The sequence below is a fragment of the Granulicella sibirica genome (genome assembly GCF_004115155.1).
Classification (GTDB): Bacteria; Acidobacteriota; Terriglobia; order Terriglobales; family Acidobacteriaceae; genus Edaphobacter; species Edaphobacter sibiricus.
Genome location: NZ_RDSM01000001.1, coordinates 2,066,079 through 2,081,499, shown reverse-complemented (window position 1 = coordinate 2,081,499; position 15,421 = coordinate 2,066,079). Strand labels below are relative to the sequence as shown.

The 15,421-nt window shown below is 60.8% G+C and carries 18 protein-coding genes; 12 read left to right on the top strand and 6 right to left on the bottom strand.

The genetic code is table 11. The annotated features are described in order from the left end of the window. Positions 1-11 precede the first annotated feature (11 nt). The gene (locus GRAN_RS08655; RefSeq protein WP_241654413.1) at positions 12-305 is read right to left on the bottom strand and encodes a DUF2277 domain-containing protein; all 294 of its coding nucleotides are present in this window, start codon (positions 303-305) and stop codon (positions 12-14) included. 120 nt (positions 306-425) lie between these two features. On the opposite strand from GRAN_RS08655, the gene GRAN_RS08650 reads away from it, so the two are divergent. Continuing rightward, positions 426-851 carry a hypothetical protein gene (locus tag GRAN_RS08650; RefSeq protein WP_128912498.1) on the top strand — a complete coding sequence of 142 codons (426 nt, stop codon included), beginning with the start codon at positions 426-428 and terminating at the stop codon, positions 849-851. Then, positions 851-1,078 carry a helix-turn-helix transcriptional regulator gene (locus GRAN_RS08645; protein WP_128912497.1) on the top strand — a complete coding sequence of 76 codons (228 nt, stop codon included), beginning with the start codon at positions 851-853 and terminating at the stop codon, positions 1,076-1,078. Before GRAN_RS08650 ends, GRAN_RS08645 begins: the two co-directional genes overlap by 1 nt. 3 nt (positions 1,079-1,081) lie before the next feature. Here GRAN_RS08645 and GRAN_RS08640 read toward each other — a convergent pair whose 3' ends face one another. Beyond that, positions 1,082-1,423, bottom strand: a complete 342-nt coding sequence (locus GRAN_RS08640) for a hypothetical protein (RefSeq protein ID WP_128912496.1) — start codon at positions 1,421-1,423, stop codon at positions 1,082-1,084. A 101-nt stretch (positions 1,424-1,524) separates the two neighbouring features. Here GRAN_RS08640 and GRAN_RS08635 point away from each other — a divergent pair, with 101 nt between their 5' ends. Further along, positions 1,525-2,409 carry a VOC family protein gene (locus GRAN_RS08635; protein ID WP_128912495.1) on the top strand — a complete coding sequence of 295 codons (885 nt, stop codon included), beginning with the start codon at positions 1,525-1,527 and terminating at the stop codon, positions 2,407-2,409. Between the two features lie 39 nt (positions 2,410-2,448). Here the strand turns inward: GRAN_RS08635 and GRAN_RS08630 are convergent, their stop codons facing one another. After that, positions 2,449-3,084: a TetR/AcrR family transcriptional regulator gene (locus GRAN_RS08630; protein WP_128912494.1), complete on the bottom strand. Its 636-nt coding sequence runs from the start codon at positions 3,082-3,084 to the stop codon at positions 2,449-2,451. Between the two features lie 204 nt (positions 3,085-3,288). Here GRAN_RS08630 and GRAN_RS25870 point away from each other — a divergent pair, with 204 nt between their 5' ends. The 3 genes from GRAN_RS25870 (at position 3,289) to GRAN_RS08620 (ending at position 4,909) form a co-directional block, all read left to right on the top strand. Beyond that, positions 3,289-3,648: an alpha/beta fold hydrolase gene (locus GRAN_RS25870; protein ID WP_206662724.1), complete on the top strand. Its 360-nt coding sequence runs from the start codon at positions 3,289-3,291 to the stop codon at positions 3,646-3,648. After that, positions 3,614-4,192, top strand: coding sequence for an alpha/beta fold hydrolase (locus GRAN_RS25865; RefSeq protein WP_206662723.1), 579 nt, complete (start codon positions 3,614-3,616; stop codon positions 4,190-4,192). Before GRAN_RS25870 ends, GRAN_RS25865 begins: the two co-directional genes overlap by 35 nt. Positions 4,193-4,267: 75 nt before the next feature. After that, positions 4,268-4,909 (top strand): ferritin-like domain-containing protein, encoded by a 642-nt coding sequence (locus GRAN_RS08620; RefSeq protein WP_128912493.1) that lies wholly within the window; start codon positions 4,268-4,270, stop codon positions 4,907-4,909. Positions 4,910-5,228: 319 nt separating this feature from the next. Here GRAN_RS08620 and GRAN_RS08615 read toward each other — a convergent pair whose 3' ends face one another. Next, positions 5,229-6,320: a Gfo/Idh/MocA family protein gene (locus GRAN_RS08615; protein WP_128912492.1), complete on the bottom strand. Its 1,092-nt coding sequence runs from the start codon at positions 6,318-6,320 to the stop codon at positions 5,229-5,231. Between the two features lie 38 nt (positions 6,321-6,358). Further along, positions 6,359-8,953 (bottom strand): endonuclease MutS2, encoded by a 2,595-nt coding sequence (locus GRAN_RS08610; protein ID WP_128912491.1) that lies wholly within the window; start codon positions 8,951-8,953, stop codon positions 6,359-6,361. 91 nt (positions 8,954-9,044) lie between these two features. On the opposite strand from GRAN_RS08610, the gene GRAN_RS08605 reads away from it, so the two are divergent. From GRAN_RS08605 to GRAN_RS08580, 6 genes are all read left to right on the top strand, one after another. Next, positions 9,045-9,632 carry a TFIIB-type zinc ribbon-containing protein gene (locus GRAN_RS08605; protein WP_128912490.1) on the top strand — a complete coding sequence of 196 codons (588 nt, stop codon included), beginning with the start codon at positions 9,045-9,047 and terminating at the stop codon, positions 9,630-9,632. Positions 9,633-9,655: 23 nt separating this feature from the next. After that, positions 9,656-10,645: a porphobilinogen synthase gene (gene hemB, locus GRAN_RS08600; RefSeq protein WP_128912489.1), complete on the top strand. Its 990-nt coding sequence runs from the start codon at positions 9,656-9,658 to the stop codon at positions 10,643-10,645. Between the two features lie 68 nt (positions 10,646-10,713). Then, positions 10,714-12,165 (top strand): dihydrolipoyl dehydrogenase, encoded by a 1,452-nt coding sequence (gene lpdA / locus GRAN_RS08595; protein WP_128912488.1) that lies wholly within the window; start codon positions 10,714-10,716, stop codon positions 12,163-12,165. A 20-nt stretch (positions 12,166-12,185) separates the two neighbouring features. Beyond that, a complete protein-coding gene (locus GRAN_RS08590) occupies positions 12,186-12,401 on the top strand; it encodes a type II toxin-antitoxin system HicB family antitoxin (RefSeq protein WP_128912487.1) in 216 nt (71 codons plus the stop codon). 6 nt (positions 12,402-12,407) lie between these two features. Beyond that, positions 12,408-13,181 carry a lipoyl(octanoyl) transferase LipB gene (gene lipB, locus GRAN_RS08585; RefSeq protein ID WP_277751207.1) on the top strand — a complete coding sequence of 258 codons (774 nt, stop codon included), beginning with the start codon at positions 12,408-12,410 and terminating at the stop codon, positions 13,179-13,181. A gap of 135 nt (positions 13,182-13,316) precedes the next feature. After that, entirely contained in the window at positions 13,317-14,957 is a 1,641-nt protein-coding gene (locus tag GRAN_RS08580; RefSeq protein WP_128912485.1) for a 2-oxo acid dehydrogenase subunit E2, read from the top strand. A 33-nt stretch (positions 14,958-14,990) separates the two neighbouring features. On the opposite strand, the gene GRAN_RS08575 is transcribed toward GRAN_RS08580, so the two are convergent. Next, positions 14,991-15,413, bottom strand: coding sequence for a hypothetical protein (locus GRAN_RS08575; protein ID WP_128912484.1), 423 nt, complete (start codon positions 15,411-15,413; stop codon positions 14,991-14,993). Between the last annotated feature and the right edge of the window lie 8 nt (positions 15,414-15,421).

The following is a 15,421-nucleotide window of genomic DNA, read 5'->3' as shown; positions in this document are numbered from 1 at the left end:
GTACTTCAGGCTCAGTTCGCGAACCGCTTCGCGCTTAGAGCCTTCAGCTTCGCCGCCTCTTCCTCCCGGTTCTTAGCCGGAGCACTCGTCTCAAGCGCCGCCATCAACTGCATCGAAACCGCCGCAATCCCATCCACGGCTGCCGCGAACGCCGTCTCATTTGCCTTCGACGGCTTACTGAAGCCACTGATCTTCCGCACGAACTGCAGCGACGCGGCCCGCACTTCCTCCGGCGTCACCGGCGGATCGAAGTTGAAGAGCATCTTGATGTTCCGGCACATCTCCAGCACCTCCATCCCAAACATCTAACCACGTCCAACCCGCGCCTGCACCAAAACTCAGTCTTCGATGTAAAGAATATTTGACATGTTGGCCCAAACATTCTACCGTCTTCGTGTCAAAGATTTCTTACATGGAGCCCGCCGATGTCCACCCTCTCCTACCAGGAAAAATCTCTCTACGGCACTCTCGCCGCGGACCTCATCGTCTACATCCCCTACTGTGTCTACGTGCTGCACCACCCCACGACCCTCACGCATATCGTCGGCACCATCCTCCTGCTTATCGTCGCGCAGATACTTCTGCAATCGATCATCGCCATCGCCTCGCGCAACCGCATCACCGACGAACGTGACCGCCACATCGCCGGCCTCGGATATCGCAACGCCTACTTCGCCCTGGTCGGCATGATCCTCTTCGGCATGGGCCTGCTCTGGCTCCACGCCGTCCACGGCCTCATCAACCCCAACCACATGGGCCTTCACTTCCTCAGCGTCTTCCTGGGCATGGTCGTCCTCTCCGAGCTCATCAAGATCGTCTCCCAGCTCATCGCCTACCGGAGGACGATCTGATGGGCAACATCCGCAACCGCATCCGCGACCTCCGCGCCGCCCGCGACATGACTCAGCAGCAACTCGCCGACCGCATCGAGCTCACCCGCCAGACCGTCATCGCCATCGAGGGCGACAAGTACTCGCCCTCCCTCGAGACGGCTTTCCGCATCGCCGCCGTCTTCGGCCTGCCCCTCGAACAGGTCTTCCAATATCAGGACGCTGCCACCAAACCAGGCAAGCAATAGCGTCTAGAAACAATCAACCTTGAACCCAAAGCTATTCACGCCCCCACACCGCAGGTACCACGCGATCAAGAACAGTGTGCCCATCAGGCCACCCGCCCAAAGAAACATCTGCACCGGAAGCGCTCTCCAGACCGAGACGCCCGCATCCGGATTCGTCTTCACTGGGTAGGAGAACACCAGCCCGCTTGCGAAGCTGACGCACCCCGCCACGAACAGCCGTGAAAGCCCAAGCATCAGTCTCTGCTCCCACGTCGTATTCGGCTCGAAGAACCCGCTCATCAGCACCGAGTACAGCGACAGGATGCACACCACGAACGACCCCGCCTTGCCGAGTTCGAGAAGCATCACGCGCCTCCGCCCCTAGCCTAATCCAGAAAACAGGACATAAGCCACAACGACCGGGTACCATCGAAGCGCCGTCGATTTCGCTCGTAACGGAGTCCCCCATGAGCGCAACCAGCAGGAGCGTAAGCAGGAAGATAACCTTCGCGGGCCAGCCAGTCCCCGAGCTGCCCGTCGCCGACGTCGAGCGCGCCCAGCAGCACTACCGCGACACCCTCGGCTTCGACATCGCGTGGCTCGAGCCAGGCCAAGAGATCGGGGCCGTCTCCTGCCCACCCGTAGCAATCTTCTTTCGCAGGAGAACGCCGCCATTCGAACCCGCCCTCCACTGGGTCTACGCCGAACACATCGACGCAACCTACCAGGAGCTGATCTCCTCCGGCGCGAACATCGTCGATCCCCTCGAACGAAAGCCCTGGGGCCTGCGCCAGTTCACCATCGAGGATCTGGACGGAAACCGCTTCTACTTCCACAATGACGATGCACCCGTAGGCCAGGCAGCGACTGAATCAGGCCAGGCAGCGGCTGAACCCAGCCAGTCAGCTTCGGAATCAACAGCAAAAGCTCTGCGCGACCAAACCACCCAGACAACACCAGTCCCAATCCTCCACTCCATCGAACCGCAGCTCTTCGTCGCCAACATCCAGCGTTCCTGCGACTTTTACACCCACAAGCTCGGTTTCTCGGTCGCATTTCTCTACGGCGATCCGCCGCACTACGGCCAGGTCGTCCGCGACAACGCCCGCATCAACCTGAGATTGGTCTGCGAACCCGTCTTCGCCGGCGGCGTACGCAGACGCGAACATCTGCTCTCCGCCTCCATCACGGTTGCCACCGCAAGCGAACTCCAACATCTGTTCCGGAGTTATCAGGTTGCCGAAGTCTGCTTCCATCAGCGACTAAAGACGGAACCATGGGGAGCCACAACCTTCATCGTCTCGGATCCGGATGAGAACCTCATCCTCTTCGCCGGCCCGCGGGCCGACTGAAAAACCGCTCTCCATTTCCGCGTCACCGGGAATGCAAGTCTAGAGTGACGCCGCTCCTCGCGAAGATGGCCGTCTTGCTTTCGAGCCTTTCTGCCCCTCCATGGCCTGTTCGAAGACCGTATCGATATACGCCTCCGAAATCACCCCGGTACCCATCTGCAATCGGTAGTAGAGGGGGGCATAGAACGCATCGATCGCCGCCTCGAGGTCGATATCGACCCGCACCCCACCCTGCCGGATCGCCTCCTCCAACACCGCGTGGACAAGCCTCCGCCTCGGAAGCGTCCAGCTATCGCGGAACGCCCTCGCCAGTTCAGCGTCGAACTGGGCTTCCGCCCACAGCGCCCTCACCAGCGCACCCACCCTGCCCCGAAACGCCTTTCCCGTCGTCTGCATCTGAAGTCTCAGCCGTTCCGTCGCCCGTTCATGCTCCGGGAAGAGGGATATAGGTTCGAGCAGACTGAGGAACGCCTCCATCACGACAGCTGCTTTATTCGGCCATCTGCGATAGAGCGTCGTCTTGCCAACCCCCGTCCGCGCGGCAATCCCCTCGATACTGACACCGCGAAATCCAACCTCCAGCACAAGGTCCAGTGCCGCCTTCAGCATGGCCTGATGGAGTTGTTCATTGCGGGGTCTGCCCCCTTTTGGGGCACGCGCGGCGACTGTCCTCATATCATCCTCTGCAACAAGCTTTGAAATACCTCTGCTTATTATTATGCGTCCGAAACGATACGGAGCGTATCCAATCACCAGCGTTTACAAACGATACGCAGGGTTTCGTATCTTATAACCCGCAGTCAATCAAGTCGAAGAGGACGTTGTCCCAGACGCTCCCTCCACGGATTGCCGAGCCATGAAGCGCCCAGGACGAACGATATGAGCAATCACACCCACCACACCGCACCCACCCAGTTCGTCGAAGCCAACGGCATTCGCTTCGCCTATCGCCGCTTCGGCAAGCGGGAAGGCACACCTCTCGTCTTCATCCCGCACATCCTCGGCAATATGGATAGCTGGGACCCGTCCGTAACCGACGGCCTTGCACAGCACCGCGAAGTCATCCTCTTCAACAACGCCGGCATCGCCAGCTCTACCGGCGAAGTTCCCACCACCTTCGCTGAGATGGCCACAAACGCAGGCGTCTTCATCGACGCGCTCGGGCCTCACCACCGTCGACGTTCTTGGCTTCTCCATCGGCTCCATGATCGCGCAGAACGTCGCCATGCAGCGGGCTGACCTCGTGCGCAAGCTCGTCATCGTCGGCAGCGGCCCGCGCAACGGAGACGGCATTCCGCTGACCACCGAATCGCAAAAAATCTTCACCAACAAGTACGGAAACCTCGATGACTTCTGGATCGACGGCTTCTTCACCGCGTCGCCGGAAAGCCAGGCAGCCGGCCGGGCGTTCCTCAAGCGCCGTGACGCCCGCGTAGACAATCGCGACACCCCGATCAATGAGAAGGTGCAGCCCGCGCAGTTTGCCGCCTTGCAGGAGTGGGGCAACCCGGTCGGAGAACGCTTCGCCTACCTGAAGGACATCAGGATGCCCGTGCTGATCGTCGGCGGGAAGTCCGACATCATCTTCTACACCATCAACTCCTTCTACCTCGAGCAGAACTTGCCCAACGCGCAACTCATGCTCTATCCGGACGCCGCTCACGGTTCGCTCTTCCAATACCCAGAGCTGTTCGTGGAACATACGAGTCTGTTTCTGCGTGACCGAAGAGAGGCCTGCTTCAGGGCATCCTTGTCGAGGCCCACGTCAGGCCATTCGAGATAACTCCCTCCCGGCCAACTGCAACTCCTCTTTCCCCCTCTCACCACATGCGACGTCTTTTGCCGTCGGGAGAAACCCATGAGTTTGAAGGACGTATTTATCGAAGAGCTGCGCGATCTCTATAGCGCCGAAAACCAACTCGTGAAGGCCCTGCCCAAGATGGCCAAGGCAACCAAAACCCCCGCCCTGAAGAGTCTCTTCACCGCCCACCTCGAAGAGACCAAGGCTCAGGTCAAACGCCTAAAGCAGGCATTCCAGATCATTGGCAAAAAGCCGACCGGCCAGCACTGCAACGGCATGGAAGGCGTCATCAAAGAGGGCAAGGAAGCGATCGAGTCCGACGAAGAGGGCCCAACCAAGGATGTCGAGCTCATCGGCGCGGGCCTCCGGACCGAGCATTACGAGATCGCCGGATACACCGCCGCCATTGCGATCGCGAAGGCCCTCGGCGAGAAGGAAATCGCCGCTCTTCTCAACGAAACGTTGAAGGAAGAGCAGAACGCCGGAAAGAATCTCCTCATGGAATCGAAACCCGCTCTCAAAGGCGCTTCCGCGGAAGCCGGTGCCGGCCAGGAAGAAGAGGACGACAAGCCCAAGGACACTAAGGAAGCCGTGTCCAAGACGAAGAGTGAGAAGGACGAAGCCGAAGCTGCCCCCAGCCTCGATTCGCCCACAACAGAGACTCCCGTAAAGAAATCTAAGAAATCAAAGAAGAAATAAATGCAATGCAATGAACACGATAAGAGCCAGCCAGAAAAAGGCTGGCTCTTCACTTGAGACAGCTGAAGAAGGCACATGCGGAGCCCCACGGTATAACCCATTCTTCGTTGACAACAGAGGCTAAAGGAATCGGGAACTGCCTCACGTGAGGGATGCCTCTCGCTTTAAGCCGTCATCCTGAGCGAAGCGAAGGACCCGTATTTGTACCTTCCTGTCTGCGCTTTCACCGCAGTCGTCTCTTTGCGAGAAATAAAACCTGTATCTTATTGAGAAAAAGATCTGCAATGCTACCTAAGGGAAGGGGGTACTCCACGGTCCCCTACGCCATAGGCGTTCCCGCAGCCTTGTAAATCGACTCTATCGCGATCAGGTCTTTCAACCCCTCTTCGCCTGCACTCTTCGGCTGCGTATTCGTCCGGATGCACTCCGCCATGTGATCCGCCTCGAGCCGGAAGACGGACACATCGTCGGTAGAGCTCGTCACATCCACCGTCACTGCCTTCGACAGGCTGACCAGATGCGACCCGGTATACCCAAACGCATTCGAAAGCTCGATCGACCCCTTATCGCCGTTGATCCGCAGAAACCCCGGCATCGTCCCACCATAAGTGGAAGCCCCGGTGCCCGTGATTCCAGACGGGAATTTCATCGTCCAGGTCACCGTCTGCTCCATCTCGGCAAAACGCCCGGAGGTCTTATCCCGCGTCGACACCATCGCGGTGAACTCGGTCGGATCTTCCTTCAGCAGAAAGCGCGCTGTATTCAGCGGATAGATCCCAACATCCATCAGAGATCCGCCTCCCGCGAGCTTCTTCTTCAGCCGCCAGAAATCGGGACTCGCGAAGTTGAAGCCAAATGCACCTTCGACCGCCTGGATATTTCCAAGCGCTCCGGACTGCACCAGCCGCTCCGCCTCGATATAAGTCGGATCGTACTGGCAGCGGTAAGCGATCATCAGCTTCACATTCGCCGATTTGCACGCATCGATCATCTGCCTGCATTCCACGCTCGAGGTCGCCATCGGCTTCTCGCACAGCACGTTCTTGCCCGCCTTCGCCGCCCTTACCGTGTACTCGCAGTGCATGCTATTCGGCAGCCCAACGTAAACGGCATCGACAGCCTTGTTGTCCTTGATCCGGTCGAACTGCTCATAGGTGTAGATCGAGGTCTCGGGAATGCCGTACATCGCCGCGAACTTCTTACCTTTCGTGTCCGGGTGTCCCGTCACAAGGGCCGTGATCTTCGCCTTCTGGCTCTCCTGGCAAGCTCGCATGAACATCCCCGAAATCGTCCCCAGCCCGATGGCCGCATAGCCAATCGGCTTATCGGAGGAGGCACCCTGGGCAAACGAAGGCAGAGTCGAGCCCGCAAGGGCAAGGGCTGAAAACCTGGAAAAGTCGCGGCGATTCATGCGAATCACTCTAACCGCAGAGCGTTACGCTGTCGACATCACTGCCGCAACTCAACCTCGGTCGCGCCCTGACCTCCTTGATTCTGCGGAGGTTCCGTCACGGTCGTCACATGCGGATGTCCCTTCAGAAATTCTCGCAAAGTACGCCGCAGAATCCCCATTCCCGTTCCGTGCACAATCCGTATGCGCGGCAGACCAGCCAGAAACGCCCGATCGACAAAGCGCTCAACCTCCTGCTGTGCTTCATCCGCCGTACGACCAATGACATTGATCTCCGAAGGCATATAGTCCGCGTCACCGCTCACAGTCGAAACAGTCACGCCACCCCGCCTTCTGGCCGCCTCGAGCGGAGTAACAACCTTGATGTGTTCGACCTCACCAATATCCTCGATCGAAGCCCTCATCTTCATCGGCCCGATGGATACCTCGAACACCTTCCCATCAACCAGCCGATCGACACGCGCCTGTCTCCCAAGAGACTTCAGTTTGACCAGATCCCCAACCTTGATTCCCTTCGGCTGATGAGGCATAGCCGCCGGGTCGTTACGATCTGCTCCAGTCGTGTGAGCCACAACGGTTGAGTTGAACTGCTCGGAGAACTCGCGCCGCAACCGCGACATGCGCAGGTCGGAATCGCGCGCAATCTTCTGCGCCACCTTCTTATCGTCGATCGCCTTCACGGTCTCTTTGAGCTGATAGGTGAAGTCATCGATGAGCGTATTGAGCTTCTTCTCGAGCTCTCGCGTCCTCTGCTTCTGCTCCGCGCGTCCTTCCGTCTCGAGCCGCGACCTCTCCCGCGCAACCTCCTGCTCCTTCCGCCGAAGCGCCTCACGTTCGGTTCCAGCCGCTGCAAGCTGCTCGTGAAGCTGGTCGAGAAACGCCCCGATGTCCGCGGTCTGCGTCGTCATCTGCGCCCGCGCCTCCGCCAGGATCTCCGGCGCGAGCCCAAGCCGCGAGGCGATGTTGAGTCCAGCCGAAGCGCCAGGAACACCAAGCCGAAGCTCGTACGTCGGTGTCAGCGTCTCCTGGTTGAAGCCGACCGCGGCGTTCAACACACCCGCATGATTGGCCGCATAGACCTTCAGCGACGTGAGGTGAGTCGTAATGCAGCACCACGCATGCACCCGCAGGAAGTGCCCCGCGATAGCGACGGCAAGAGCCGCACCCTCCTCCGGATCGGTCGCCGATCCAAGCTCATCCAGCAGCACAAGCGAATCGCCTGTAGCTTCAGCAGCGATCCTGTTTACGTTGACGATGTGCGCCGAGAAGCTCGAGAGGTTGGATTCGATCGATTGCGCATCGCCGATGTCGGCATAGATACCGGTAAACAGGGGAAACACAGCCTCACTCGCAGGAACCGGAACGCCAGCCTGAGCCATCAGCGCGAGCAGCCCAGTCGTCTTGAGCGCCACGGTCTTTCCGCCCGTATTCGGCCCCGAGATGATAAGTTGCCGTGCCTCAGGTTCCAGCGCAAGCGTCAGCGGAGTCGGCCCGGAAGCCGGAGTCAGATCGTCACCTGCCTCGGTCTGCCGCGCCCGATGATCGCGCCTCATCCGCAGTTCGAGCAGGGGATGACGCGCTCCCTTGAGGCTCAGCCCCTGTTTTGCCGGCTCATCCAGCACACCGGCGATTCCCGACGGAATGCTCCGCGCGTCGGGAGTGTCGAACGATGGACGAACGCAGTCGAGGTCGAGTGCAAAGCGCGCCCGCGCCCAATGCGCTTCCACCTCGGCGAGAATGCATGTCCCGAGGTGGATTGGCGTCGCTTCCGCCGCAAGCGCGCGGGTCATTGCGACGAGGATGCGGTGAATCTCCGATTGCTCCTCGTCCAGCAACCGGACGAGCTCGTTGTTCTGCTCGATGGTCTCGAGCGGTTCGACGAAGACGGTCTGCCCGGATGAAGAGGACCCATGAATCACGCCCGGAACCCGCCGCTTGAACTCGGCCTTGACCGGAATGACGAAACGCTCGCCGCGCACGGTAATCAGTTCATCCTGCGTACTTCCGCCCTCCGAGAAAGAGCGCAGGGCCTTACGCAGGCTCTCCTCAATGGCGCGATGCTGCCGCTCCATGGCCCGCCGGAGGCGACGAAGCTCCGGGCTGGCGTCATCCGAGAGGCTTCCATCGGCCTCGATCTTGCCCCGCAGCAGGCGCAGCAGACCCGAAAGATCGTACTGAAGCAAAGGCGCGGACAGCGCGGCGATCCCCGGCCAGCTTCGCTGCGACTCACTCGGGCTGTCGTGAAGCAGGTTGCGCCAGGCCGCGACGCGCTCGACGACCTCCAGTAGATCCCGAATCTCGAGCGCCTCGAGCGCCGAACCATCGATGCGCGCCTTCTCCAGCAGCGCGGTCGGATCCATGAGTCCATGGAAGTCGAAGCTCCCACCGCGTGTCAGAAACAGCCGCATCTCGTCGGTCCGCTTCTGCTGATCCTCGATCCAGCCAAGGTCGGCCGAGGGTTCGAGCGCGAGGAGCCAGGCACGTCCGAGCGGCGAAAAGGTGTGTCCAGCGATGTGCTCGCGCAGGGCAGGCCACTGCAGCGCGGAGGAGCTCGAATGAGCCAGCGGAGACGGAATGCGAGGAAGCAGGTTCGACGAAGTCACATCCCCTATCGTATGCGTCTGCTCCGGCATAGACCCCGCAACGAAGTTGAACTTGATCGCTAACTTTCGCGTACCTTGAACAGACGGGATTCGCTCCCGCCCTGCTTCTGGAGGTGTTGCGATGGTCTGCCCGACCTGTGGTGCTTCGTTCGATGGAGTTGGCAACTTCTGCCCTCACTGTGGCTCGCGTGTCACACAGCAGGCTGGTCCCGCCAGCCCTCCGCCCCCGTATCCGGGCTACGGTTACGGCGTCCCGGTCCAGGGCTACCCTCCTCCGGCTTATGCGATCCCCCAGACAATGCGCGTTCAACGCAACCTGCAACTCCTCGCAATCCTCTGGGGTTGCTTTGCCGTGTACCGGCTGGTGACGGGTATCGTGAGCATTTTCTTCCTGCACATGTTTACGCATCGCGGCATGTTTGGCCATCATTTCCCGTTCGGGTCAGACGGAGCACCTTGGGTGGCCGCCATGATGCCATTCAACATCGTGACGACGCTTGGGTTCGTCGGCTTGGCCGTTCTTGTCGGCTACGGCTTGTTTGAGCGGCGTCCCTGGGGACGTACGACGGCGATCGTGATGAGCATCCTCTCGATGATTCATTTCCCGATCGGCACCGCGCTCGGAATCTTTACCCTCTGGGTGCTCGCACCCGCCTCTTCCGCGCTGGAGTATGAATCCATCGCGGACCGTTCACGACCCGGCTTTTAGGGGCGCCGGACTAAACTGGAGAAATGAACTTTCCTCAAACGCGTATGCGTCGCCTGCGCCGGACCGAGGCGATGCGTTCGCTCGTGCGAGAAACGCACCTCCGTCCCGAAGCACTGATCTACCCGCTCTTCATCTGTCCCGGCGAGGGTGTACGCAAGCCGATTAACTCCATGCCCGGTGTCTTCAATCTTTCGGTCGACGAGGCGCTCAAGGAGGCGGAGCAGTGCGCGGCCCTTGGGATCGGCGGCCTCCTGCTCTTCGGTCTCCCGGAGTCGAAGGACGAGCAAGGAAGCGGCGCGTGGGCGGAGGACGGCATTGTGCAGAAGGCCGTTCGCGCAATCAAGCAGAACCGCAAGCTCGACTCTCTCGTCACAATGGTCGATGTCTGTCTCTGCGAGTACACCTCGCACGGGCACTGCGGCATTGTGGCGCGGGACGGCGATCACTACAGCATCGAGAACGACTCGTCCGTGACTCTCCTGGCGAAGACGGCGGCTTCTCTCGCGAAGGCAGGAGCCGACGTCATCGCTCCCTCGGACATGATGGATGGTCGAATCGGAGCCATCCGGGAGGCGCTCGACCAAGTTGGTCATCAGGACACGCCGATTCTGAGCTACGCCTCAAAGTTCGCTTCGGCTTTTTACGGACCGTTCCGGGAGGCGGTGGATTCAGCGCCGCAGTTCGGCGACCGCCGCAGCTATCAGATGGATGGCGCGAACCTCCGCGAGGCCATGCGCGAGATCGATCAGGACATCGCCGAGGGCGCGGACATGGTCATCATGAAGCCCGCCATGCCGTACCTCGACGTGATCCGGGAGGCTCGCAACCGGTATGACGTGCCGATGGGTGCCTACCAGGTCTCTGGGGAGTACTCGATGCTCCACGCCGCCTTCGAGCGCGGTTGGCTGGAGCCGGAGCGCACGATGATGGAGTCGCTGCTCGGCATCCGCCGCGCGGGGGCCGACTTTATCGTCACCTACTTTGCCCAAAAGGCCGCGCGCGCGCTCGCCTGATCGTCACTTGACGTGAAGCGTAAAATTAGCTGGTTGACACTTTGTGTGTCTGGAAACGGAGTATTCCCTTGGCAGAGACGATTTACGATTTGGCAGTCGTGGGCGGCGGGCCCGCGGGCTACACGTGCGCGATTCGCGCGGCGCAGTACGGTTTGAAGGTTGCTCTTATCGAAAAGACGGATCTGCTCGGCGGCACCTGTCTCCACTGGGGCTGCATTCCGACCAAGGCGATGCTGTTCTCGGCCGAGATCTGGGACCACCTGAAGCACGCAGGAAAGTACGGCATCGACGGGGTCGACCAACCGAAGCTGAACTGGCAGAATCTGCTCGGACGCAAGAACGAGATCATCACCAAGCACACCAAGGGTCTCGACTTCCTGATGAAGAAGAACAAGATCACGGTCGTGCGCGGACACGGTCGCCTGACCGGGTCGGCGAAGGAAGGCGTTCATACCGTCGACGTCACCGCTGAGGACAAGGGGAAGGCTGGTGAGGGTTCGTCCCTCCAGACCACCACCCAGGTCAAGGCAAAGAAGGTCGTCATCGCCACCGGCTCCGATGCCCGCATGCTTCCGGGTTACAAGGCTGACCAGACGATCCTGACGAACATCGAGATCCTCGCGCTTCCGGCGATGCCGAAGTCGCTCGTTGTCATTGGCGCCGGAGCGGTTGGCGTTGAGTTTGCCTCGGTGTTCAAGAGCTTCGGCGCGGATGTCACGATCATCGAGGCCCTCCCGCGCATCGTGAACGTCGAGGACGAGGACATCTCGAAGGAACTCACCCGCGCCTACAAGAAGCGCGGCATCGAGATGTTCGTCTCGGCCAAGGTGGACAAGATCGACAGGACGGCCGACGGGGCTGTTGTCACGTTTACCGATTCGAACGGCAAACAGCAGACAAAGAACGCCCAAAAGGTGCTGGTTGCTGTTGGCCGTGCGCCGCGCACCTACGACGCTGGTATCGACAAGGTAGGCATCACGCTCGATCGCGGCTTCATCCCCACCAACGAGTGGATGGAGACGACAGAGCCCGGCGTCTACGCCATCGGCGATATTGTCGCCGGCCTGCCGCAGCTTGCCCATGTCGGCGGAATGTCCGGTCTGGTCGTCGCGGCCAAGCTCGCCGGCAAGTACGCACGTCCCGTTCACCGCAACCGGATTCCTGGCTGCACCTACTGCGATCCGCAGATCGGGTCGGTTGGCTTGACCGAGGCGCAGGCCAAGGCCCAGGGCTACCAGGTCAAGGTCGGCAAGTTCCCTTTCGTCGGCAACTCCAAGGCGACAATCGTCGACTCGCACGACGGCTTCGTCAAGGTCGTGTCGGATGCCAAATATGGCGAGATTCTCGGTGTACACATCATTGGACCGCAGGCGACAGAGATCATCTCGGAGTGCGTAACGGCCATTGAACTCGAGGCAACAGTCGAGGCTATGATGTTTACCATCCACGCGCATCCAACGCTTGCCGAGAGTCTTCTCGACGGCTTCTCGAGCGTGGAAGGTATGGCGGTCAACGTATAACTGGATCAAGGGAGGGCACCATGCGTAATGAGTTCACCGCAATCATCGAGCAGGACGGTCCCTGGTTTGTGGGCTGGTGCCCCGAGATCCCCGAAGCCAAGGGGCAGGGGAGCAATGTCGAGGAATGCCGCGCAAGCCTCTCTGACGCCATCGCGCTGGTCCTCGATGACCGCCGCCAAGACGCCCTGCGTCGGATGCCGGATACAGCACTCCGGGAGTTGGTCACGATCGCTTGAGGCTATCTGCGAAGCCCGGACCTCAAAGCTAGACAAGAAGTAATGTTCATCCACCTCCTTCATCTCGGTCGCGTCCCCTACGCGGAGGCCCTCGCCATCCAGCAGAAGGTCATCGCCGCCCGCAAGGCAGGCACCATCGGCGATACGCTCCTGATGCTCGAGCACCCGCCGGTCCTCACTCTCGGCCGCAAAGCGCATCGCGGAAACATCCTCGCTAGCGACGAACTCCTCGCCCGCAAAGGCGTCGAGATCCATGAGGTCAACCGCGGCGGCGACGTTACTTATCACGGACCCGGGCAGCTCATCGGCTACCCTATCGTCGACCTGCGCGGTGACCTTCCGGGCAAAATAGGTCCTCATCTCGGTCCGGTCGATTTCGTCCGTATGCTCGAAGAGTCACTCATCCGTACCTGCGGCGAGTTTGGCGTCATGGCTCGACGCATTTGCACGCTTACCGGTGTCTGGACGCTGGCCGGTGGTAGCATCCCCGAGAAGAAAATCGCTGCCATCGGCGTTCACGTTTCCCAGGGCGTCACCTCGCACGGCTTCGCGCTAAACGTCACCACCGACCTGCGCGACTTCGAATGGATCGTCCCCTGCGGCATCACCGACCGCACCGTAACCAGCCTCGAACTGGAAGCCGATCCGACGCGCCTCGCCGTCACGATGGAGAACGCCCTCAATGCTGCTGCCAGAAACTTCGGCCGCGTCTTCGAACGGCAGATCCTCTGGTGCAACTCTCTCGAAGAACTCCTGGCCTCGCCCGTCTCCACGGGCTAATCCAAGCTGTCCGCTAATAGAACGCGCAAGGGCCGTTCTCACGACACCGCTTACGCCCCAGCACTATAATCTCCATGTCGCGCCGCAAGCGGTCGCATGACCGCCCGGACGCCAAACGCACCTCAAAGGATCCCGATGCCGACCGACGTAGTCATGCCCCAGATGGGCGAATCCATCACCGAAGGCACCATCACCAAGTGGCTGAAGAAGGTCGGCGAAGCCGTCCAGCGCGATGAACCTCTGTTCGAGATTTCGACCGATAAGGTTGACGCCGAGATTCCGTCTCCTGCCGCCGGTGTTCTGAAAGAGATCAAGATCACCGAAGGCACCACCGTCACGATCAACACCGTCGTCTGCAGCATCGACGAGGCCGGTTCCGCGTCCGCTCCGCCCGCATCCGCCGAGACAGCCGCCACCCCCGCGATCGACTCTTCCACCCCGGCCGCCGTGGATCTCCCTTCGGCGAATGAGAACCCGCCAGAGAACTCCGCCGTACAGCCCTCGGCAACCGAGGCTCCGGGAACCGAGGTCCTGATGCCCCAGATGGGCGAGTCCATCACCGAGGGCACCATCACCAAGTGGCTGAAGAAGGTCGGCGACTCCGTCCAGCGCGACGAGCCCATCTTCGAGATCTCAACCGATAAGGTCGACGCCGAGATCCCGTCTCCCGTTGCCGGCAAGCTCACCGAGATCAAGGTCGCCGAAGGCACCACGGTCCAGATCAACACCGTCGTCGCTGTGATCGGCGGAGGGGCCGCAAAGCCTGCCGTTGCTCCCGCGAAGCCCGCAACCCCGGCTGCTGCCCCCGCCGCTGCGCCGACCAACGCACAGGCTTCCGAGGGGGGACGCATCGTATCCTCGCCGCTCGTCCGCAAGATCGCCAGCGACAACAATGTCAATCTCGCGCAACTGTCTGGAACCGGAGCCTCCGGCCGCATCACCAAGGCGGACATCGTCGGCCATCTCGAAGGCGGAGCGAAGCCTGCTCCGAACGCCCAGCCAAGCGTTTCGGCGGTCCAGTCCGCTCCGGCGACCACTGCCCCAGTCAAGGCCGCCGCACCAGCCCCGCAACCCGGCGAACTCGTTCCGATGACCAAGATGCGCTCCATCATCGCCAAGCGCATGGTCGAGTCCAAACAGACCAGCCCTCACGTCCACACCATCTTCAAGGTGGACATGACCCGCATCGTGAAGCTCCGGGAGCGCGAAAAGAACAAGTACGAGCAGCGCAACGGTGCCAAGCTGACCTACATGCCGTTCATCACGCGCGCCGCCGTGCAGGCACTCCGCAAGCACCCGGTGGTCAACGCCGCAATCCAGGGCGACGCCATCCTCTACAACCGGAACATCAACATCGGAATCGCCGTAGCGCTTGACTGGGGGCTCATCGTCCCGGTCATCAAGGGCTGCGAGGAGAAGAACTTCCTTGGCATCACGCGCTCGATCATCGACCTCGCCGACCGCGCCCGCTCGAAGAAGCTCGCGCCCGACGAAGTCTCCGGCGGAACCTTCACCATCACCAACGCCGGCATCTTCGGCGAGCAGTTCGGCACTCCGATCATCAACCAGCCCCAGGCCGCAATTCTCGGCGTAGGCGGACTCAACAAGGAAGCCCTCGTCCTCACCGACAAGGATGGCCAGGACACCATCGCCATCCGCTCGGTCCAGCGCTTCACCCTCGGCTTCGATCACCGCATCGTCGATGGCGCGGACGCCGGCAAATTTATGTCGGATTTCAAGGCTTATCTCGAGAACTGGTCCGAAGACATCGGCTAACCAACCTTTGATCGCACAAAACAGCGGCAGGCTCTAACGAGTCTGCCGTTTCTTTTTGCGATCTCCAAGCCCGGGCGAGCCAAAGGCAGCGAGAGCGAGAGCCTCGGACCTCTCATCCGCCTTGCACTCCGCATAGAGCGCATCCACATCCTCGCCAGTTCGCACGATCGTACAACGCCCAGTCCCGACCTGCGCCTGGGTGCAAACCGCGACCCCACGCTTCGGACACACACTTAGACACTGGGTCCTGATCACCAGCAACTGCAATCCGGCCTCATCCCGCCTCGATCTCTGCCTGAGCGCCTTCTTCAGCTTCCCGAGCCCATGCTCGTCCCCGAACTCGTCCTTCTTCAGCTTCCGCTGACACTTCCCGCAGGCGAGCAGCAACTGGCCCTTCCATGGACCCTCGTAGGACTTCAATCTCACCGGCGCGTCGAGCGCCACCGTCTGATTCATGCAGGTTG